The following is a 19,594-nucleotide window of genomic DNA, read 5'->3' on the forward strand; positions in this document are numbered from 1 at the left end:
CCCATCTGTTAAGATGCCAAATAAATGAACAGCAAGCCGCCATGACGTCCGCCAGCACAGAAAACTTGCCCTTATTGCCAGTAGCCGATGTGTTCGGCCTGTCCCACTGTCCCGCCAAGACGGCGGGCCGCCCGCGCGCCGCCGAAGCCGAGGCGCGCACGCAGGAGCTGGTGGAAACGGCCGCGCGCCTGTTCCTGGAAAAGGGCTACAGCAAGGTCAGCCTGGAAATGATCGCCAAGCAGGCCCGGGTGGCGGTGCGCACCATTTACGTGAAATTCGGCGGCAAGGCCGGGCTGTTTACGGCCGTCATCAACGCCGGCTGCGCGCATTTCTTCGCCACCATGCACGACATGGAAACCACGGTGCGCCCGCTGCGCGACATCCTGCTCGACTTCGGCATGCGCTTCGGCCAGCTGGTGGCCTCGCCACAGGTACTGGCGGTGCACCGCATGGTCATTGCCGAGTCCATGTCCAACCCGGAACTGGCACAAGCCTTCTTCGACGCCGGCCCGCGCCAGACGCGCGAGGCGCTGCAGCGCTTCTTCGCCCGCCCCGACATCCGCAGCCAGCTGCGCGAGGACATGCCGCCGGAAACCCTGGCAGTGCACCTGCTCAATTGCATCATGGGCGACCAGCTCAAGCGCTACCTGTTCGTCATCAACGCCACCGCCCCCATGCCGGACGTGCGCAAGCAGGTGGAAACGGGCGTGGACCTGTTCCTGGGCGGCGCGCTGCGCAAGGACGGCTAAGCGCAGCCATGCGCGGCTATGTGCGGTGGCGCACTGAGGAAAAACCTCAGCGGGCGCATCCTGTGCCTTTCAAACAGGAGGTTGTATGAGCAAGTTCTCTCGTCTCGAATGGAGCAAACAAGTCGCCGCGTTGAACGAGCGCATCAGGGGCTTCCAGGCGAATCCCACCAAGGAACAGCTCGAAGCGGCCATCGACGAATTGCGCGCCTACGCAGAGGCCGCGCGAGCGGGCGGCATCGAGATTCCTTCGCGCTTCATTGCCAGCTGAGCTGAGCGCCGATTGAACGCGCACTGAGTACGCACGCCCCTGCGGCGGCACACAAACCGGGATTGCTTCCCGGTTTTTTTACGCCCCCGGCTAGGCGCTGCCATACGCTTTGACGTAAGCTAAGCCCTTGCGCACAACCTTTTGCACTCCGCCGTGGCACCACCCGACAACGACACCATCGCGCAACTGCTGTCCCAATACCGCCCGCAGACGCTGGCGGCGCTGCTGCGCACCTTCCGCGACCTCGATCTGGCGGTGAACGCCTGGCAGGATGCGGCCATGCGCGCGCGCCTGCTGTGGCCCGGCAGCGGCCTGCCCGGCGACCCGCTGGCGTGGCTGGTGGCCTGCGGCCGCAACGCCGGCCTGGCGCCGGTGCGCGCGCAAGGCTCGGCCCTGTCCGATCCCGACTACGTGGCCGACAGCGTGGACGCCAATACCGGCATCCAGCGCAACGAGGACTTCGTGCCCTTCCGCGACGACACCCTGCGCCTGCTCTACATCTGCGCCAACCCGGGCCTGCCGCCGGGCTACCAGATCCCGCTGCTGCTGCAGGCGGTCTGCGGCATGACGGTGCAGCAGATCGCGCACGCCTTCCTGATCCGCGAGCCGGCGATGGCACAGCGCATCGCGCGCGCCAAGCGCCGCGTGGCGGAAACCGGCACCTCGTTCGACGAACCGGCGGCGCACGAGCGCGCGGCGCGGCTGGCGGCGGTGCTGGCCATGGTCTACCTGCTGTTCAGCGAAGGCTATGCGTCCAGCAGCGGCCGGCAATACATCCGCATGGAGCTGTGCGAGGAAGCGATCCGCCTGGCGCGGCTGCTGGCGCGCATGTTCCCGCACGACGGCGGCGCGCTGGGCCTGGCGGCGCTGCTGATGCTGCAGCACGCGCGCGCCGGCGCCCGGGTCGATGCCAAGGGCGCGCTGATCCTGCTGGACGACCAGGACCGGCGCCGCTGGAACCAGGCGCTGATCGACGAGGCGCTGCCGATGGTGGACACGGCCCTGCATTGCCGCGAGCTGACGCCGTACCAGATCCAGGCGGCGGTGGCGGCGGTGCATGCGCAGGCCGGCGAGGCGGCCGAGACCGACTGGGCCGAGATCGACCGCCTGTACGCGGTGCTGCAAGTGGTGCACCCCTCCCCCATCGTGACGCTGAACCGCGCGGTGGCGGTGGACAAGCTGCGCGGGCCGACGGCGGCGCTGGTGCTGATTGAGCCGCTGGCGGCGGAGTTGTCCGGCTATGCGTATTATTTCAGCGTGCGCGGCATGCTGCTCAAGCGCCTGGGGCGCGACACCGACGCGCAGGCGGCGATGCTGGCGCGCGCGCGAACTGGTCAACAGCGCGCCGGTGGCCAGCCATATCGATATGACGCTGAATTTACTGTAAGCATTGCTAAAAGCGGCCAATCCGTGGCAGGATGCCCACTCGTTTAAATTAATCCAGAGACATCCATGACTACCCCTACCTCCGACGAACAATTCTGGCAACTTGTCGACGCCTTCATCAACCTGGCCAACGACAAGGCGCAGACCGTGGACCGCAACACCATCGGCCCGGCCATCCTGTTCGCCGCCACGCGCTTCAACGCCTACATGCTGGCTGTCTCGACCGGCAACCAGGAAGCCTTCTCCCAGCAGAAGGACGCTGCCATCCAGTACTACAAGGAGCAGCACGAGAAGATGTTGAACGATAACTTCGGCGACTTCGAAGTCAATTTCGAAAAGTACCGCACCAAGTAAGCAAGTACTGGCTAAGCCGGGCGCGCCTCCAGCCCGGAAATGTCCTTCATCAGGGCGATCAGCCGCTTGGCCCCCAGGCCGAGCGGTTTGTCATTCAGCCACACCACATCCACCCACAGCCGCACCTGGTTGCTCATGTGCTCGAAGCCGATGCCGAGCAGCTCGCCCGACTCCACCAGCGGCGCCGCCAGGCGCTTGGGCAGATAGGCCCAGCCCAGTCCCGCCTGCACCAGCCCCAGTGTCGCCAGATGGCTGTCCGTGCGCCATACCTTGCGCGAGATGAGGATGCGTTCGTCCTGCGTCTGCGTGTCGCGGCCGACGATGGCGACCTGGCGGATATCCACCAGGTCTTCCCAGCGGAAGCGGCCATTGCGTTCCCGCGCCAGCGGGTGGCGCGGCGAGATCACGGCCATCAGCACCTCGCTGCCCAGTTCCTGGAAGCTTTCGCGCTCGTCCACCCGCTGCCGTTCGTAGATCAGCGCCAGCTGCGCGGCGCCGTCGTACAGCATGCGCAGCGCGTCCGCCTGCGGCGCCGACAGCACCGACACTTCCAGCGACGGGAATTCCTGCGCCAGCCGGGCCAGCGGCTCGCTCCACGGCACCGACAGCAGCTCGGGCGCCACCGCCAGCGTCAAGTGCCGCTCCAGCCCCTGGTGCAGCGACAGCGCGTGCGCCTGCAGGCGTCGCAACTGCCCCGCCATCTGGCGCGCCTCCGCTTCCAGCGCGCGGGCCGACTCGGTGGCATGCACGTGGCGCGAGCTGCGCTCGAACAGCTGCAAATCCAGCTCGGCCTCCAGCTGCGCCACCGCCATGCTGACGGCAGACGGCACCCGGCCCAGCGCACGCGCCGCCGCCGAGAAGGAACCGTGGTCCAGCACGGCAAGGAAGATGGCGACATTGTCGCTGGAGAAGGCCATGTGCCCATCCTGTCAGAAAAAGTGATAGCTGTCGACTTTTTCAATCAGAAATCCACCTATATCATGCGGGCCATAGGAGGAAGTCATGCAAGGAATCAAACGCAAAATCGTCTACGTCACGCTGTTCGAAGTGATCGCCGTGGGGCTGACCAGCAGCGCCCTGATGCTGCTGGGCAGGCACGACGCCGGCCACGCGGGCGTGGCCGCAGTAGGCTCGTCGCTGACGGCGGTGGTGTGGAACCTGGTCTACAACACGCTGTTCGAAGCCTGGGAAGCGCGCCAGGCCACGCGCGGCCGCAGCGTGGCGCGCCGCGTCGCCCACGCGGTCGGCTTCGAGGGCGGGCTGGTGGTGGTGCTGGTCCCGATGTTCGCCTGGTGGCTCAACCTGTCGCTGTGGGACGCCTTCGTGCTGGACCTGGGGCTGGTGATGTTCTTCATGGTCTACACCTTCGCTTTCAGCTGGCTGTTCGACCGCACCTTCGGCCTCCCCGCCGCCGCGCATGCCTAAGCAGCTGGCATAGCTCATCTGCGCAACCATCGGCACTTCATTTGGCGGAGGTCAATGCAAAGACAACCTGTCTCAAATAGCCTTGGAACTTCGACAGTCTCAGCCTATCCGGCCGAAACAGGAGGTTTAACATGGCAATACCCAACTCAGCGATTAACTCGGCGCGCCCACCAGTACATCAAAGCAACAAGGCGCTAAGCGGCCCCCAGTGGGCGCAGCGTTTCCCCGGTAGCAAGAGCACGCGAGACCTGAGCGGGACATTTCGGCACGCCGTGGAAGACTTCATACAAGCCATGACTGATGCAGGCATTAAAGTCACGGTTGAGGCAACGTACCGCCCGATAAAGCGATCCTATCTAATGCATTGGGGCTGGCGTATTGTGAATGACAGAGTCGATGCCGACTCCGTTCCGGCCATTGATGGCCTGGATATAGAATGGCAGCATCGGATGCCAGCGGAATCGCTCCACGCAGCTAAAGGGATGGTAGACGCATTTGCTATGCGACGGCTGCGCACCAGACCTGCGCTTCGCTCGCAGCACAACCTAGGACTGGCAATCGACATGTCGCTCACGTGGCGTGGAACTGTGTCGGTGAAGGACGCGAATGGCAAAACGGTGCAGATCAATACGACACCGCGCACCGGAATGAACCGGCAACTCATCGAAATCGGCGCCACGTACGGCGTTAAAAAGTATGCTGGCAGCGGAAGGGACGCGCCACACTGGTCCAACAATGGCCGCTAGTAAGAGGGACAAGATGAGAACGGAAACGCCAATGCTGATTGCGTGCCTGCTACTGCCGGCCCGCGCGCTCGCCGCGGACTCGGCGCCAAAAGACGTCCAGAACTTCATTCGCAATGCTGAAGCCTGTGAACATTTCGCAGGCGAATTTGACAGTGGCCTGAGCGAACAGCGGCAGCGCGAACTCGAGCGCGCTGTCGTCAGGCACTGCCGGGCTGCGCAAGGGCAACTCAGACAACTCGAAGCCAAGTACAAGGATAATCCTCGCCTGGCGGAGCTTATTCGCGCGCACGCGAACGAATCTGTCACAAGCTTCCGCTGAAACCGAGTCTTTAAGGCGGCTACCTGAAATCATTCAGGGCGCAGATCCTCGAATAGCGCGTTTCTGAAAGCCGACCAAAGTTCTGTCTGACCGGATTGTCCTAAGTTATCTTATTCCAACCACTTTTTTACTCATAGGAAATTTTTTACCGCCCCAAAAAAAACCCTCGATAAAATCGAGGGTTCGTATGCCATCTCTACCGGGTTACCTAGCGCTTGCGCGGCGGCGGCAGGTCGGTGCAGACGCCTTCGTACACTTCGGCGGCCATGCCGATCGACTCGCCCAGGGTCGGGTGCGGGTGGATCGTCTTGCCGATGTCGGTGCCGTCGCAGCCCATTTCGATGGCCAGCGCGATTTCGCCGATCATGTCGCCGGCGTGCGTGCCGACGATGGTGCCGCCGATGATGCGGTGCGTTTCAGCGTCGAACAGCAGCTTGGTGAAGCCTTCGGCGCGGCCATTGGCCACGGCGCGGCCGCTCGCCGCCCAAGGGAAGTGGCCCTTCTCGACCTTGATGCCCTTGGCTTTCGCCTCGTCCTCGGTGATGCCGGCCCATGCCACTTCCGGATCGGTGTAGGCCACCGATGGAATCACCTTCACGTCGAAGTGCGACTTCTGGCCGGCTGCGGCTTCGGCTGCAACGTGGCCTTCGTGCACGGCCTTGTGCGCCAGCATCGGCTGGCCCACCAGGTCGCCGATGGCGAAGATGTTGGGCACGTTGGTGCGCATCTGGCTGTCCACGTTGATGAAGCCGCGGTCGGTGACGATGACGCCGGCTTTTTCAGCGGCGATCTTCTTGCCGTTCGGGCTGCGCCCCACGGCCACCAGCACCATGTCGTAGACCTGCGGCGCTGGCGCGGTGGCGCCGGCTTCCGCCGCTTCGAACGTGACCTTGATGCCTTCCGGCAGAGCCTCGACGGCCACCGTCTTGGTCTTGGTCATGATGTTGTCGAAGCGCGCTTCGTTGTACTTCTGCCAGACCTTGACCGCGTCGCGGTCCGCGCCCTGCATCAGGCCGTCCATCATTTCGACCACGTCGATGCGCGCGCCGAGGGTGGAGTAGACGGTGGCCATTTCCAGGCCGATGATGCCGCCGCCGATGACCAGCATGCGTTTCGGGATCTGGCGCAGCTCCAGCGCGCCGGTCGAATCGACGATGCGCGGATCTTCCGGCACGAACGGCAGCTTCACGACGGCCGAACCGGCCGCGATGATGGCTTGCTTGAACTGGACCACTTTCTTGCTGCCGTCTTTCGCCGTCACTTCGATGTGGTTCGCGCTCAGGAACTGGCCGACGCCGGTCACCACTTGCGTCTTGCGTGCCTTGGCCATGCCGGCCAGGCCGCCGGTCATGTTCTTGATCACGCCTTCCTTGTACGAGCGGACCTGGTCGATGTCGATGGTCGGCTTGGCGAAAGTGACGCCGGTCTTGGACATGTGCGCGGTCTCGTCGATCACGGACGCCACGTGCAGCAGCGCCTTCGACGGGATGCAGCCCACGTTCAGGCACACGCCGCCCAGCGTCTCGTAACGCTCGACGATGACGGTGTTCATGCCCAGGTCCGCGGCGCGGAAGGCAGCCGAGTAGCCGCCAGGGCCGCCGCCCAGGACCATCATGTCGCAGTCGATGTCGACCTGGCCGGTGTAGCTGCCACCGACCGGGGCCACCGCTGGCGCGGCAGGCGCGGCGGCGGCCGGTGCAGCAGCTGCTGCAGGTGCGGCTGCAGCCGCCGCAGGGGCAGCGGCTGGGGCGGCAGCAGCAGCGCCGGCGGCTTCCTCAACCACCAGCAGCACCACGCCTTCCTTGACCTTGTCGCCGACCTTGACCTTCAGTTCCTTGACCACGCCGGCGTGCGACGAAGGCACTTCCATGCTGGCCTTGTCGGACTCCACGGTGACCAGCGACTGGTCGACCTTGATCGTGTCGCCCACCTTGACCATCACTTCGATCACTTCCACCTCGGCGAAGTCGCCGATATTAGGGACTTTGACTTCCACAGTGCTCATGGTGGCTCCTTACAGCAGAATTTTGCGCATGTCGCCGAGCACTTCGCTCAGGTACACGGAGAAGCGAGCACCCATCGCGCCGTCGACCACGCGGTGGTCGTAGGACAGCGAGGTTCCCATCATCAGGCGCGGCTGGAAGGCCTTGCCGTCCCACACCGGCTTGATGGACGCTTTGGACAGGCCCAGGATGGCTACTTCCGGCGCGTTCACGATAGGCGTGAAGTGCGTGCCGCCGATGCCGCCCAGCGAGGAGATGGTGAAGGTGGCGCCTTGCATATCGGTCGGCTTCAGCTTGCCTTCGCGCGCTTGCAGCGACAGCTCGGTCATTTCGCGGGCGATCTGCGAAACGGACTTCTGGTCGGCGTTCTTCACCACCGGTACCACCAGGCCGTTCGGCGTGTCGGCTGCGAAGCCGATGTTGTAGTACTTCTTCAGGATCAGGTTCTCGCCCTTCTCGTCCAGCGAGGCATTGAAGGTCGGGAATTTCTTCAGCGCGGCGACCGATGCCTTGATCACGAAGGCCAGCATGGTGAGCTTGGCGGCGTCCTTGTTCTTGGCGTTGGCGTTGTTGGTCTCGACGCGGAATGCTTCCAGGTCGGTGATGTCGGCGTCGTCGAACTGCGTGACGTGCGGGATCTGGACCCAGTTGCGGTGCAGGTTGGGGCCGGAGATCTTCTTGATGCGCGACAGCGGCAGCAGTTCGGTTTCACCGAATTTGCTGAAGTCCAGCGAAGGCCATGCCAGCACGTTGAAGTTGCCGCCGCCCGACGATGCGGACGACGCGGCGCCCGCAGGCGCGGCCACGGTGCCGGCCATGACGCCCTTGACGAAGTTCTGCACGTCCTGCTGGGTGATGCGGCCTTTCGGACCGCTGCCCGGCACTTTGCCCAGGTCCACGCCCAGTTCGCGGGCGAACTTGCGGATCGACGGCGATGCGTGGGCCAGCTTGCCGGTGGCTACGGAGCCATGCGATGCGCTCGGCGCGGCAGCAGCCGGCGCGGCGGCGGCCGGAGCAGCCGCCGGAGCGGCAGCGGCAGGCGCTGCTGCGGCAGGTGCAGCGGCCGGGGCGGCGGCGCCGCCGGTGGCTTCAACCACCAGCACAACCGTACCCATGGCAACCTTGTCGCCCAGCTTGACTTTCACTTCCTTGACCACGCCGGCGTGCGACGACGGGATTTCCATGCTGGCCTTGTCCGATTCAACGGTCAGCAGCGACTGGTCCACCTTGATGGTGTCGCCCACCTTGACCATCACTTCGATGACTTCCACTTCCTTGAAGTCGCCGATGTCCGGCACCTTGACTTCGACCGGGCCGGAGGCGGCCGGCGCAGCCGCGGGGGCCGGCGCGGCAGCTGCCGGGGCAGCGGCGGCGGCAGGCGCTGCGGCCGGAGCCGGCGCAGCGGCTGGCGCGGCAGCCGGCGCGGCGGCGGCACCGTCCGCTTCCAGCAACAGCAGCAGCGAACCTTCCGCAACCTTGTCGCCTACCTTGACCTTGATTTCCTTGACCACGCCGGCGGCGCTGGAAGGAATCTCCATGCTGGCCTTGTCCGACTCTACGGTGATCAGCGACTGGTCTACCTTGATGGTGTCGCCGACTTTGATCATCAGCTCGATGATTTCAACTTCCTTGAAATCGCCGATATCCGGGACTTTAACTTCCACAATGCTCATAGCGTTTGCTCCGTTTCTTTTTCTCAGCGGATTATTGGGTCACCGGATTTGGCTTGTTCGCGTCCAGGCCGTACTTGTCGATAGCCTGCTGCACCACGGACACGTCGATCTTGCCTTCTTCGGACAGCGATTTCAGCGCAGCGACCGTGATGTAGTAGCGGTTCACTTCGAAGAACTCGCGCAGCGCGGCGCGGGTGTCCGAGCGGCCGAAACCGTCGGTACCCAGCACGCGGTAGGTGCGGTCTTTCGGGATGAAGGCGCGGATCTGCTCGGCAAACGCACGCATGTAGTCGGTGGTGGCGACGATAGGACCGGTGGTGTCCTTCATCAGCTGCGCCACGTACGGCACGCGCGCTTCCTTGGTCGGGTTGACCAGGTTCCAGCGTTCGGCGTCCTGGCCGTCGCGCGCCACCAGCGTCAGCGACGGAGCGGACCACACGTCGGCGGCGATGTTCCAGTCGTTCTTCAGCAGTTCCTGGGCGAACAGCGATTCGCGCAGGATGGTGCCCGAGCCGATCAGCTGCACGCGCTGCTGGTTGCCCTCTTCGCCCTTCTGCAGCAGATACATACCCTTCAGGATGCCCTCTTCCTGGCCCGGCTTGATGCCTGGGTGCGGATAGTTCTCGTTCATGATGGTGATGTAGTAGAAGACGTCTTCCTGGTCTTCCACCATGCGGCGCAGGCCGTCCTGGATGATCACGGCCAGTTCGTGGCCATAGGTCGGATCGTACGGCATGCAGTTCGGCACGGCGGCGGCGAACAGGTGGCTATGGCCGTCTTCGTGCTGCAGGCCTTCGCCGTTCAGCGTGGTGCGGCCGGCGGTGCCTCCCATCAGGAAGCCACGGGCGCGCATGTCGGCGGCGGCCCATACCAGGTCGCCGATACGCTGCATGCCGAACATCGAGTAGTACGTGTAGAACGGGATCATCACGCGGTTGTTGGTCGAGTACGAGGTCGCCGCGGCGATCCACGAGCTCATGCCGCCCGCTTCGTTGATACCTTCCTGCAGGATCTGGCCGGCCTTGTCTTCGCGGTAGTACATCACCTGGTCCTTGTCGACCGGCTCGTACAACTGGCCCTGCTGGTTGAAGATGCCGACCTGGCGGAACAGGCCTTCCATGCCGAAGGTGCGCGACTCGTCAACCAGGATAGGCACCACGCGCGGGCCGACGCTGGCGTCCTTCAGCAGCGTGGTCAGGATACGCACATAGGTCTGGGTGCTCGACACTTCACGGCCTTCCGCGGTCGCGTCCAGTACGTTCTGGAACGCCGACAGCGGCGGCACGGTCAGCTTCTCGTCGGCCTGCATGCGGCGCGCAGGCAGGTAGCCGCCCAGCGCAGCGCGGCGCTCGTGCAGGTACTTGATTTCCGGCGCGTCGTCGGCCGGCTTGTAGAACGGGATGTCGGCCAGCTGGTCGTCCGGGATAGGGATCGAGTAGCGGTCGCGCATTTCGCGCACGGCTTCGTCGGTCAGCTTCTTGGTGTTGTGCGCGGTGTTGCGCGCTTCGCCGTGCTTGCCCATGCCGAAGCCCTTGATGGTCTTCACCAGCAGCACGGTAGGCTGGCCCTGGTGTTCCTGGGCGACCTTGAAGGCAGCGTAGATCTTGTGCGGATCGTGGCCGCCGCGGGTCAGGCGCCAGATGTCGTCGTCGGTCATGTTGGCGACCATTTCCAGCAGCTTCGGATGCTTGCCGAAGAAGTGCTTGCGCACGTAGGCGCCGTCCTTGGCCTTGTAATTCTGGTACTCGCCGTCGACGGTTTCCATCATCACTTTTTGCAGGATGCCGTCCTTGTCCTGCTTGAGCAACGCATCCCAGCCCGGACCCCAGATGACCTTGACCACGTTCCAGCCGGCGCCGCGGAAGTCCGCTTCCAGTTCCTGGATGATCTTGCCGTTGCCGCGCACAGGGCCGTCCAGGCGCTGCAGGTTGCAGTTGACGACGATGACCAGGTTGTCCAGTTTTTCACGCGCTGCCATGCCGATGGCGCCCAGCGATTCCGGTTCGTCCATCTCGCCGTCGCCGCAGAATGCCCATACCTTGCGGCCGGTGGTGTCGGCGATGGAGCGCGCGTGCAGGTACTTCAGGAAGCGCGCCTGGTAGATCGCCATCAGCGGACCCAGGCCCATGGACACGGTCGGGAACTGCCAGAAGTTCGGCATCAGTTTCGGGTGCGGATACGACGACAGACCCTTGCCGTCGACTTCGCGGCGGTAATGGGTCAGTTGTTCTTCGGTCAGGCGGCCTTCCAGGAAGGCGCGCGCGTACACGCCGGGCGAGGAGTGGCCCTGGATGTACAGCAGGTCGCCGCCATGGGTGTCGCTCGGCGCTTTCCAGAAGTGGTTGAAGCCGATGCCCAGCATATTGGCCAGCGAGGCGAACGAGGACAGGTGGCCGCCCAGGTCGCCGTCCACGCGGTTGGCCTTGACCACCATGGCCATGGCGTTCCAGCGCATCCACGAGCGCAGCTTCTCTTCGTATTCCAGGTTGCCCGGGCAGTGCTGCTCCAGGTGGGCAGGGATGGTGTTGACGTAGGCGGTGTTGGCCGAGAACGGGATGTCCGAGCCGCTTTGGCGGGCCAGATCGATCAGTCGTTCCATCAGGTAGTGCGCGCGGTCCGGGCCTTCATTTTCCAGGACGGCTTGTAGCGCCTCCAGCCATTCTTTGGTTTCTTGCTTATCAGAATCGTTGGCAGTGAGGGCCGTGACCTGGTCAAGTTGAGGTGCCATGCGTTGAGTCTCCTAGTGTGGGCGCCCGGATCGCTATCGGACGGTGCTGCGTGATTATTTACTAAGACTTCGGATTAGTGTGAAGATTCTAACAGCGATTTCCCTATTTTTCAAATTGCGATAAAACGTTTCATATAGTGAAATCAACCATCTTTTCGATAAGCGAACTGAGCCGCATTCGGGGTCAGACCCCGAATGCGGCTCAGTTCGCATGGCAGTAGCGGCGTAGGCTTTATAATTCTGCTTTTCCCCCCCACCTACTCCACACATCATGTCTGCTCAACTGATCGACGGTATCGCCCTCTCCCAAAAACTGCGCGCCGAAATCGCGTCGCGCGCCGCCGCCCTGACCGCCAAGGGCAAGCAGCCCGGCCTGGCTGTGATCCTGGTCGGCGAAGACCCGGCCAGCCACGTCTACGTGCGCAACAAGGTGAAAGCCTGCGGCGACGTCGGCTTCCACTCGGTGCTGGAAAAATACGAAGCAGACATGAGCGAGCAAGCCCTGCTCGACCGCATCGCTACCCTGAACGACGATCCCGCCATCCACGGCATCCTGGTGCAGATGCCGCTGCCCAAGCACATTAACCCGCACAAGGTGATCGAGGCCATCTCCACTTCGAAAGACGTGGACGGCTACTCGGTGCTGAGCGCCGGCGAGCTGATGACCGGCCTGGAAGGCTTCCGCCCGTGCACGCCGTACGGCTGCATGAAGCTGATCGAGTCCACCGGCGTGGACCTGCGCGGCAAGCACGCGGTGGTGATCGGCCGCAGCAACACGGTCGGCAAGCCGATGGCCCTGCTGCTCTTGCAAGCGAACGCCACCGTCACCATCTGCCATAGCGCCACCCCGGACCTGGGCCTGTACACCCGCCAGGCCGACGTGGTGGTGGCCGCAGTCGGACGCCGCAATACGCTCACCGCTGATATGGTAAAGCCGGGCGCCATCGTCATCGACGTGGGCATGAACCGCGACGACGCCGGCAAGCTGTGCGGCGATGTGGATTTCGCCAACATCAAGGAAGTGGCTTCGCACATCACGCCGGTCCCTGGCGGCGTGGGTCCGATGACCATCACCATGCTGTTGATGAACACCATCGAATCGGCCGAGCGCACCTGATCAACTTTTACGGCCACATTGGACAGACCATGACTACAGACGCAACGACCAATCCCCTGCTGGACTTCTCCGGCCTGCCGCGCTTCGACGCCATCAAGGCCGAGCACGTAACGCCGGCCATCGACCACCTGCTGGAAAAGAGCTACGCCGTGGTCGCGTCGCTGGAAGCGCCGACGGACGAGGTCACGTGGGACAACTTCGTGGCGCCGCTGGAAGACGCCTCGGAGCTGCTGGGCCGCGCGTGGGGCGTGGTCAGCCATCTGAACAATGTGGTCGACACGCCCGAGCTGCGCGCGGCCTACAACGAGAACCAGCCGAAGATGACCGAGTTCGGCACCGCCGTGGCGCAGAACGAGGCGCTGTTCGCCAAGTACAAGACGCTGCGCGCCAGCGCCGGCTTCGACGCGCTGGAACCGGCCCGCAAGCGCATCATCGACAACGCCATCCGCGATTTCCGCATGGGCGGCGCGGAACTGCCGCCCGAGCAGAAGGAACGCTTCGCCGCCATCCAGGAAGAGCACGCGGCGGTGTCGACGCGCTTCTCGGAAAACGTGCTGGACGCCACCAACGACTACAAGCTGACGGTGGAGAACGAAGCCGACCTGGCCGGCCTGCCGGACGACGTGAAGCAGGCCGCCAAGGCGCTGGCTGAAAAGGAAGGCAAGGCCGGCTGGATGTTTTCGCTGCACTTCCCTTCCTACTACCCCATCCTGCAATTTGCCGACAAGCGCGAGCTGCGCGAAACCGTGTACCGCGCCAACGCCACCAAGGCTTCCGAGCTGGGCGACGCGTTCAGCAAGCGCGAGGACTGGGACAACACGCAAAACATCGTCACCCTGCTCAAGCTGCGCGCCGAAGAAGCCCGCCTGCTGGGCTACAAGAACTTCGCCGAAGTGTCGCTGGTGCCCAAGATGGCGAAAGACCCGGAACAGGTGATCGCCTTCCTGGAAGACCTGGCGCGCCGCGCCCGCCCCTACGCCGAGCAGGACTTCGCCGAGCTGAGCACTTACGCCAAGGACGAGCTGGGCATAGCCCAGCTGCAAGCCTGGGACATCCCCTACGCCTCCGAAAAACTGCAGGAAGCGCGCTACGCCTTCTCGGCCCAGGAAGTGAAGCAGTACTTCCCCGAGCACAAGGTGGTGGACGGCCTGTTCCGCCTGATTTCCTCGCTGTTCTCCGTCACCATCGCCCCGGACGACGCGCCCGCCTGGCACAAGGACGTGCGCTTCTACCGCATCGAGCGCGACGGCAAGCTGGTGGGCCAGTTCTACCTGGACCTGTATGCGCGCGCCGGCAAGAGCGGCGGCGCCTGGATGGACGACGCGCGCGGCCGCCGCCTCGGCGCGAACGGCCAGCTGCAAACGCCGGTCGCCTATCTAACCTGTAACTTCACCGAACCTGCCGTCATCGACGGCAAAGTGCAGCCCTCGCTGTTTACGCACGACGAAGTCATCACGCTGTTCCACGAATTCGGCCATGGCCTGCACCACATGCTCACGCAGGTGAACGAGCTGGGCGTGTCCGGCATCTCCGGCGTCGAGTGGGACGCGGTGGAACTGCCGTCGCAGTTCATGGAAAACTTCTGCTGGGAATGGGAAGTGCTGAGCCACATGACGGCGCACGTGACCACCGGCGAGCCGCTGCCGCGCGCGCTGTACGACAAGATGCTGGCCGCGAAGAACTTCCAGTCCGGCATGCAGACCTTGCGCCAGGTGGAATTCTCGCTGCTGGACATGCACTTGCACTACGACTTCCAGCCGGAGGGCGGCAAGTCGGTGCAGCAGGTGATCGACGAAGTGCGCGCGCGCTTTGCCGTCATCATTCCGCCGGCCTTCAACCGCTTCCAGAACTCCTTCGGCCACATCTTCGCCGGCGGCTACGCGGCGGGCTACTACAGCTACAAATGGGCCGAGGTGCTGTCCGCCGACGCCTACGCGGCCTTCGAGGAAGCGCAGGCGCTGGGCCAGGACGCCGTGTCCGAAACCGGCAAGCGCTACCTGAAGGAGATCCTGTCGGTGGGCGGCTCACGCCCCGCGCTGGAATCGTTCACGGCCTTCCGCGGCCGCGAGCCGAGCATCGACGCCCTGCTGCGCCACAGCGGCATGGCGGCGTAAGGAGAGCAGCATGAAAGCGTGGCTGGCGGTCGTGTTGTTGATGTGCGCAGGCACTGCCAGCGCGCAAATGTACAAGTGGAAGGACGCCAAGGGCGTGGTCCACTACACCGACACGCCGCCGCCAGCCAACGCCGTGCCGCTGAAAGCGTTCAGCGCCCCCGCCAGCCAGCCCGCGCTGCCGTCCGAACTGGCGGCGGCCGTGCAGAGCCGCCCGGTCACGCTGTACACCACGGCCAGCTGCGCCGGCTGCGACCAGGGCCGCACCCTGCTGCAGACGCGCGGCATCCCCTACACCGAAAAAACCGTCAACAGCATCGACGACCACGCCGCGCTCAAGCGCGCCGGCAGCGCCGGGCAATTGCCGCTGCTGGTGATCGGGCGCGGCAAGCAGATCGGCTACGAAGCCAGCACCTGGGACACGCTGCTGACGGACGCGGGCTACCCGGCTCAGTCCATGCTGCCCAGCGGCTACAGCAATCCGGCGCCCGCCCCGGCCGCGCCGCCGCCCGGCCCCACCGCGCAGGAACGCGAACTGGCTGCCTCAAAAGCGGCTGCAGAGCAAGCTGAACGTGAACGGCGTTTGCGTCCTGTCAACGCGCCGCCGGATTTCCAATTCTAAACTCCCGCTACGGTTAAAATGTTGGATCGACATTCGTATTGCCAGTCCAGCCATGACCCGTATCGACTTCCACACCAACGTCCCAGACAAAATCGCCTATGCTTGCCGCCTGGTGCGCAAAGCCTATGCCGCGCGCAACCGCATCGTGCTGATGACGGACGATATGGAGCAGTTGGCCGATCTTGACGCGGCGTTGTGGCGCTTTTCCGGCGTGGACTTCCTGCCGCACGTGCTGTGCGGCGACCCGCTGGCGCCCGAAACGCCGATCGTGCTGGCCTGCAGCGACGAGGCAGAACTGCCGCACAGCGACCTGCTGGTGAACCTGTCGCGCCGTACGCCCGCCATCTTCCCCCGCTTCCAGCGCGTGATCGAAGTGGTGTCGTCGGAAGAAACGGACGCGGCCGCCGGACGCAAGCGCTACGTGTCGTACAAACAGCAGGAATACCAACCCACCCACTTCGTCGCCAACAAATCATGAGCCACGCCCATCCGTTCGATGCGTCCATCCCTGTCCTGACCGAAGTGCTGGACGGCGTGCCGGCCGCCGCGCCTGCGCCTGCCCCCGCCGCACCCGAGCCGCAGCCCGCCGAATGGGAAGCGCTGCAGCGCCAGCTGTCCGAGCGCATCCTGCAGCAGCTGCAGTCGCGCGTGGACTTCGTGCTGGAGCAGCGCATCAGGGACAGCATGGAAGAAGTGCTGAGCCATGCGCTGCGCGGCCTCACCGACGAGATCCGCGGCGGCCTGCACGACACCCTGTCCCGTATCGTCACGCGCGCCGTGGCACAGGAACTGACGCACCTGCAAGCCCTGAAAAAATAGTATCAAATCCGCCAAATTGCACAAATCCTCCGCTTCCCGCTTTGCGTAGCGGATAATTTGTTGTACCTTCTCGTGCAGCAGAACCTAGAAGTGGCGTTCATGAGACGCTGCCGTTACTAATCCATCGGAGAATGTTCATGCAGTTCAACACCAAGTTGATTCCATTTGCCATTGCAATGGCTTTCGCAGGCAGCGCAAGCGCACAGGAAATTATCAAGATCGGCCACGTCGGCCCAGTCTCCGGCCCGTCCTCCCACCTCGGCAAGGACAATGAAAACGGCGCCCGCATGGCGATCGAGGATTTGAACGCAAAGAACCCGCAGATCAACGGCAAGCCCGTCAAGTTCGTGCTGCAGGCCGAAGACGACGCCAGCGATCCCAAGCAGGGCACCACCGTGGCGCAGAAGCTGGTCGACTCCCACGTGAACGGCGTGGTCGGCCACCTGAACTCCGGCACCTCCATCCCGGCCTCCAAGATCTACTCGGACGCCGGCATTCCGCAGGTGTCGCCCGCCACCACCCAGACCAAATACACCCAGCAAGGCTTCAAGACCACCTTCCGCATCGTCGCCAATGATGCCAAGCTGGGCGGCACGCTGGGCGCCTACGCCGTCAACAAGCTGGGCGCGAAGAAGATTGCCGTGATCGACGACCGCACCGCCTACGGCCAGGGCGTGAAGGACGAGTTCGTCAAAGGCGCGACCAAGGCCAAGCCTGGCGTGCAGATCGTGGCCAAGGAATTCACCAACGACAAGGCCACCGACTTCAACGCCATCCTGACCTCCATCAAGGCCAAGAATCCCGACCTGGTATTCTTCGGCGGCATGGACTCGGTGGGCGGCCCGCTGCTGCGCCAGATGAAGGCGCTGGGCATCAATGCCAAGTACATGGGCGGCGACGGCCTGTGCACCGACGCGCTGCCGCGCCTGTCCGGCGACAACGCGCCGGAAAGCGTGGTCACCTGTGCCGAAGCCGGCGGCGTTGGTCCCGAGCTGCAGAAGAACATGGACGACTTCCGCGCCCGCTATAAGAAGAAATACAACCAGGAAGTGCAGCTGTACGCGCCCTACGTGTACGACTCGGTGATGGTGATGGCGCAGGCCATGATGGACGCCAAGTCGGCCGATCCCGCCAAATACCTGCCCTACCTGGCCAACATCAAGTACCAGGGCGTCACCGGCCTGATCTCCTTCGATTCGAAGGGCGACATCAAGGACGGCTCGCTGACCCTGTTCACCTACAAGAACGGCGTGAAAACCAAGACTGAAGTCATCAAATAAGCCCAGAAATAAATAATCGGCGATAATTGCCCTAGGCCGTCCAGCGCTGGACGGCCTTTTTTCATTTCAAGGATAGCAATATGCAAATAAAGTACATCGCTGCTTCGCTCGCGCTGGCATTCACCGGCAGCATTCCCGGCCTGGCTGCGGCGCAGGAAGTCGTGAAAATCGGCCACGTCGCCGCCACCTCCGGCCCCTCGGCCCACCTGGGCAAGGAAGACGAAAACGGCGCCCGCATGGCGGTCGAGGATTTGAACGCCAAAGGCTTCAAGATCAACGGCAAAGCCGTCAAATTCGTGCTGTTGGCTGAAGACGACGCGGGCGACCCGAAACAGGGCACGGCCGCCGCGCAAAAGCTGGTGGACGCCAAGATCAACGGCATTATCGGCCACCAGAACTCCGGCACCTCGATACCGGCCTCCAAGATCTACTACGACGCCGGCATTCCGCAGATTTCGGCCTCCGCCACCAGCCCGGTCTACACCCACCAGGGCTTCAACACCGCCTTCCGCATCGTCGCCAACGACAATAAGCTGGGCGGCACCCTGGGCAAGTACGCGGTCACCAAGCTGGGCGCCAAGCGCATCGCCGTGATCGACGACCGCACCGCCTACGGCCAGGGCGTGGCCAGCGAGTTCATCAAGGGTTCCAAGGGCGCGCAAATCGTCGACAAGCAATACACCACCGACCGCGCCAGCGACTTCACCGCCATCCTGACCTCGATCCGCGCCAAGAACCCCGACCTGGTGTTCTTCGGCGGCATGGACGGCATTGCCGGCGCGTTGCTGCGCCAGATGAAGGCGCTGGGCATCAAGGCCCACTTCATGGGCGGCGACGGCGTGTGCACGGAAGCGCTGCCGAAGCTGTCCGGCGGCGCCGACGGCATCGTCACCTGCGCCGAAGCGGGCGGCATCCCGGCCAACCAGCGCAAGGGCCTGGACGAGTTCGCGGCACGCTACAAGGCCAAGTACAACTCCGAGGTGCAGATCTACGCGCCGTACGCCTACGACGCCGTGATGGCGATGACGGCCGCGATGGCCGAAGCGAAGTCGGCCGACCCGGCCAAGTACCTGCCCTTCCTGGCGAAGATCAAGTACCAGGGCATCACCGGCCCGATCAGCTTCGACAAGTTCGGCGACATCAACAACGGCGCCCTGACCCTGTACGGCTACAAGGACGGCAAACGCCAGCTGATCGAAGTGGTCCGCTAAAAAAAAATGGGGTCAGGGTTAATTATTTAATTAACCCTGACCCCATTTTCGGGGCAATATTTTACAATCTTCTTACATCATTTCTGGGCCAGGACCCATTTCACCAGGGTCTTGGCTTCCGCTTCGCTCACCTGGGGATTGGCTGGCATCGGGATTGCGCCCCACACGCCGGAACCGCCCTTCATTACCTTCGTCACCAGCTTGGCTTCCGCATCCTTCTGGCCGGCGTATTTCGCCGCTACGTCCTTGTAGGCAGGACCGACCAGCTTGTTTGCAACCGCGTGGCATGCCATGCAGTTTTTCGCCTTGGCCAGGTCTGCGTTCGCCATTGCGGATTGCGTTGCGAAAGCCGATACGGCCACCATACCCATCATCAGAAATCGTTTCATCGTTTTCTCCAAAGTAACTACATGCATTCTAACGCCTTTCCACAACGCTGGCATGATAGCCCGGGTTGACGGCCGCCACAATATTAGCCCCGGTATAGCTCTTTCTTTTGTAAGATGATGTAAAGGAGAATTTCTATGCCGCTGATTTTGCTGATACTGGCCCTGTGCGGGCTGCGCTACTTCGAGGTGTGGCGCTTCGCGGAACTGTCCTGGTGGTGGATCGTCGGGCTGATGGTGTTCGCCTTCGCGTGGTTCGAGGTGCTCGAACCCATGCTGGGCCTGGACAAGCGCAAGGCCCACAACGTCGACGAGCAGCGCCGCAAGGCGCGCGTGAAGCAGAGTTTCGACAAGAAAAAGTAGGGCGGATTAGCGGCAACGCCGCGTAATCCGCCGT

The 19,594-nt window shown here is 63.6% G+C and carries 20 protein-coding genes; 15 read left to right on the plus strand and 5 right to left on the minus strand.

Features of this window, described 5'->3' with window-relative positions; all coding sequences use genetic code 11:
• The first annotated feature begins 74 nt into the window (after window positions 1-74).
• From ACFJI2_RS20700 to ACFJI2_RS20715, 4 genes are all read left to right on the plus strand, one after another.
• Window positions 75-749, plus strand: coding sequence for a TetR/AcrR family transcriptional regulator (locus ACFJI2_RS20700; protein ID WP_377701675.1), 675 nt, complete (start codon window positions 75-77; stop codon window positions 747-749).
• 85 nt (window positions 750-834) lie between these two features.
• The gene (locus tag ACFJI2_RS20705) at window positions 835-1,017 is read left to right on the plus strand and encodes a hypothetical protein (protein WP_132375686.1); all 183 of its coding nucleotides are present in this window, start codon (window positions 835-837) and stop codon (window positions 1,015-1,017) included.
• A gap of 153 nt (window positions 1,018-1,170) precedes the next feature.
• Window positions 1,171-2,451, plus strand: coding sequence for an RNA polymerase sigma factor (locus ACFJI2_RS20710; protein ID WP_377701676.1), 1,281 nt, complete (start codon window positions 1,171-1,173; stop codon window positions 2,449-2,451).
• Window positions 2,452-2,469: 18 nt separating this feature from the next.
• Window positions 2,470-2,757 carry a DUF3144 domain-containing protein gene (locus ACFJI2_RS20715; protein WP_377701677.1) on the plus strand — a complete coding sequence of 96 codons (288 nt, stop codon included), beginning with the start codon at window positions 2,470-2,472 and terminating at the stop codon, window positions 2,755-2,757.
• Window positions 2,758-2,768: 11 nt separating this feature from the next.
• Here the strand turns inward: ACFJI2_RS20715 and ACFJI2_RS20720 are convergent, their stop codons facing one another.
• Window positions 2,769-3,674, minus strand: a complete 906-nt coding sequence (locus ACFJI2_RS20720) for a LysR family transcriptional regulator (RefSeq protein ID WP_377701678.1) — start codon at window positions 3,672-3,674, stop codon at window positions 2,769-2,771.
• Window positions 3,675-3,759: 85 nt separating this feature from the next.
• Here ACFJI2_RS20720 and ACFJI2_RS20725 point away from each other — a divergent pair, with 85 nt between their 5' ends.
• From ACFJI2_RS20725 to ACFJI2_RS20735, 3 genes are all read left to right on the plus strand, one after another.
• On the plus strand, window positions 3,760-4,182 hold the full coding sequence (locus ACFJI2_RS20725) for a PACE efflux transporter (protein WP_377701679.1): 423 nt from the start codon (window positions 3,760-3,762) through the stop codon (window positions 4,180-4,182).
• Window positions 4,183-4,313: 131 nt separating this feature from the next.
• The gene (locus ACFJI2_RS20730; protein WP_377701680.1) at window positions 4,314-4,928 is read left to right on the plus strand and encodes a hypothetical protein; all 615 of its coding nucleotides are present in this window, start codon (window positions 4,314-4,316) and stop codon (window positions 4,926-4,928) included.
• Between the two features lie 31 nt (window positions 4,929-4,959).
• A complete protein-coding gene (locus ACFJI2_RS20735) occupies window positions 4,960-5,247 on the plus strand; it encodes a hypothetical protein (protein ID WP_377701681.1) in 288 nt (95 codons plus the stop codon).
• A 208-nt stretch (window positions 5,248-5,455) separates the two neighbouring features.
• On the opposite strand, the gene lpdA is transcribed toward ACFJI2_RS20735, so the two are convergent.
• From lpdA to aceE, 3 genes are read right to left on the minus strand one after another with little or no spacing between them, the layout of a single operon-like run.
• A complete protein-coding gene (lpdA, locus tag ACFJI2_RS20740) occupies window positions 5,456-7,252 on the minus strand; it encodes a dihydrolipoyl dehydrogenase (RefSeq protein WP_377701682.1) in 1,797 nt (598 codons plus the stop codon).
• Window positions 7,253-7,261: 9 nt separating this feature from the next.
• Complete coding sequence (gene aceF, locus ACFJI2_RS20745) at window positions 7,262-8,923, minus strand: dihydrolipoyllysine-residue acetyltransferase (RefSeq protein WP_377701683.1); 1,662 nt, start codon at window positions 8,921-8,923, stop codon at window positions 7,262-7,264.
• Between the two features lie 31 nt (window positions 8,924-8,954).
• Complete coding sequence (gene aceE, locus ACFJI2_RS20750; RefSeq protein WP_377701684.1) at window positions 8,955-11,651, minus strand: pyruvate dehydrogenase (acetyl-transferring), homodimeric type; 2,697 nt, start codon at window positions 11,649-11,651, stop codon at window positions 8,955-8,957.
• A gap of 271 nt (window positions 11,652-11,922) precedes the next feature.
• Between aceE and folD the strand changes: the two genes are divergently transcribed.
• The 7 genes from folD (at window position 11,923) to ACFJI2_RS20785 (ending at window position 18,811) form a co-directional block, all read left to right on the plus strand.
• Entirely contained in the window at window positions 11,923-12,768 is an 846-nt protein-coding gene (folD, locus tag ACFJI2_RS20755) for a bifunctional methylenetetrahydrofolate dehydrogenase/methenyltetrahydrofolate cyclohydrolase FolD (protein WP_107872928.1), read from the plus strand.
• Window positions 12,769-12,797: 29 nt separating this feature from the next.
• Window positions 12,798-14,882, plus strand: a complete 2,085-nt coding sequence (locus ACFJI2_RS20760; RefSeq protein ID WP_377701685.1) for a M3 family metallopeptidase — start codon at window positions 12,798-12,800, stop codon at window positions 14,880-14,882.
• 10 nt (window positions 14,883-14,892) lie between these two features.
• A complete protein-coding gene (locus tag ACFJI2_RS20765; RefSeq protein WP_377701686.1) occupies window positions 14,893-15,501 on the plus strand; it encodes a glutaredoxin family protein in 609 nt (202 codons plus the stop codon).
• Window positions 15,502-15,553: 52 nt separating this feature from the next.
• Window positions 15,554-15,979 carry a DNA polymerase III subunit chi gene (locus tag ACFJI2_RS20770; protein ID WP_377701687.1) on the plus strand — a complete coding sequence of 142 codons (426 nt, stop codon included), beginning with the start codon at window positions 15,554-15,556 and terminating at the stop codon, window positions 15,977-15,979.
• Window positions 15,976-16,320, plus strand: a complete 345-nt coding sequence (locus ACFJI2_RS20775) for a hypothetical protein (RefSeq protein WP_377701688.1) — start codon at window positions 15,976-15,978, stop codon at window positions 16,318-16,320. Before ACFJI2_RS20770 ends, ACFJI2_RS20775 begins: the two co-directional genes overlap by 4 nt.
• A 137-nt stretch (window positions 16,321-16,457) precedes the next feature.
• The gene (locus ACFJI2_RS20780; RefSeq protein WP_107873292.1) at window positions 16,458-17,600 is read left to right on the plus strand and encodes a branched-chain amino acid ABC transporter substrate-binding protein; all 1,143 of its coding nucleotides are present in this window, start codon (window positions 16,458-16,460) and stop codon (window positions 17,598-17,600) included.
• 80 nt (window positions 17,601-17,680) lie between these two features.
• On the plus strand, window positions 17,681-18,811 hold the full coding sequence (locus ACFJI2_RS20785; protein ID WP_107872938.1) for a branched-chain amino acid ABC transporter substrate-binding protein: 1,131 nt from the start codon (window positions 17,681-17,683) through the stop codon (window positions 18,809-18,811).
• Between the two features lie 77 nt (window positions 18,812-18,888).
• Here ACFJI2_RS20785 and ACFJI2_RS20790 read toward each other — a convergent pair whose 3' ends face one another.
• Complete coding sequence (locus ACFJI2_RS20790) at window positions 18,889-19,200, minus strand: c-type cytochrome (protein WP_107980941.1); 312 nt, start codon at window positions 19,198-19,200, stop codon at window positions 18,889-18,891.
• A gap of 135 nt (window positions 19,201-19,335) precedes the next feature.
• Between ACFJI2_RS20790 and ACFJI2_RS20795 the strand changes: the two genes are divergently transcribed.
• Window positions 19,336-19,560, plus strand: coding sequence for a TIGR04438 family Trp-rich protein (locus ACFJI2_RS20795; protein ID WP_132134910.1), 225 nt, complete (start codon window positions 19,336-19,338; stop codon window positions 19,558-19,560).
• Window positions 19,561-19,594 lie beyond the last annotated feature (34 nt).

The organism is Pseudoduganella sp. UC29_71, assembly GCF_042693265.1.
In the GTDB taxonomy this organism is placed as follows: domain Bacteria; phylum Pseudomonadota; class Gammaproteobacteria; order Burkholderiales; family Burkholderiaceae_D; genus Rugamonas.

Coding starts and splice junctions, on each gene's coding strand:
- ACFJI2_RS20790 (WP_107980941.1), bottom strand. CDS start 19,200: ATGAAACGATTTCTGATGATGGGTATGGTGGCCGTATCGGCTTTCGCA.
- ACFJI2_RS20780 (WP_107873292.1), top strand. CDS start 16,458: ATGCAGTTCAACACCAAGTTGATTCCATTTGCCATTGCAATGGCTTTC.
- ACFJI2_RS20705 (WP_132375686.1), top strand. CDS start 835: ATGAGCAAGTTCTCTCGTCTCGAATGGAGCAAACAAGTCGCCGCGTTG.
- ACFJI2_RS20715 (WP_377701677.1), top strand. CDS start 2,470: ATGACTACCCCTACCTCCGACGAACAATTCTGGCAACTTGTCGACGCC.
- folD (WP_107872928.1), top strand. CDS start 11,923: ATGTCTGCTCAACTGATCGACGGTATCGCCCTCTCCCAAAAACTGCGC.
- ACFJI2_RS20720 (WP_377701678.1), bottom strand. CDS start 3,674: ATGGCCTTCTCCAGCGACAATGTCGCCATCTTCCTTGCCGTGCTGGAC.
- ACFJI2_RS20785 (WP_107872938.1), top strand. CDS start 17,681: ATGCAAATAAAGTACATCGCTGCTTCGCTCGCGCTGGCATTCACCGGC.
- ACFJI2_RS20770 (WP_377701687.1), top strand. CDS start 15,554: ATGACCCGTATCGACTTCCACACCAACGTCCCAGACAAAATCGCCTAT.
- ACFJI2_RS20730 (WP_377701680.1), top strand. CDS start 4,314: ATGGCAATACCCAACTCAGCGATTAACTCGGCGCGCCCACCAGTACAT.
- ACFJI2_RS20725 (WP_377701679.1), top strand. CDS start 3,760: ATGCAAGGAATCAAACGCAAAATCGTCTACGTCACGCTGTTCGAAGTG.
- ACFJI2_RS20775 (WP_377701688.1), top strand. CDS start 15,976: ATGAGCCACGCCCATCCGTTCGATGCGTCCATCCCTGTCCTGACCGAA.
- ACFJI2_RS20760 (WP_377701685.1), top strand. CDS start 12,798: ATGACTACAGACGCAACGACCAATCCCCTGCTGGACTTCTCCGGCCTG.
- ACFJI2_RS20735 (WP_377701681.1), top strand. CDS start 4,960: ATGCTGATTGCGTGCCTGCTACTGCCGGCCCGCGCGCTCGCCGCGGAC.
- aceF (WP_377701683.1), bottom strand. CDS start 8,923: ATGAGCATTGTGGAAGTTAAAGTCCCGGATATCGGCGATTTCAAGGAA.
- ACFJI2_RS20765 (WP_377701686.1), top strand. CDS start 14,893: ATGAAAGCGTGGCTGGCGGTCGTGTTGTTGATGTGCGCAGGCACTGCC.
- lpdA (WP_377701682.1), bottom strand. CDS start 7,252: ATGAGCACTGTGGAAGTCAAAGTCCCTAATATCGGCGACTTCGCCGAG.
- aceE (WP_377701684.1), bottom strand. CDS start 11,651: ATGGCACCTCAACTTGACCAGGTCACGGCCCTCACTGCCAACGATTCT.
- ACFJI2_RS20795 (WP_132134910.1), top strand. CDS start 19,336: ATGCCGCTGATTTTGCTGATACTGGCCCTGTGCGGGCTGCGCTACTTC.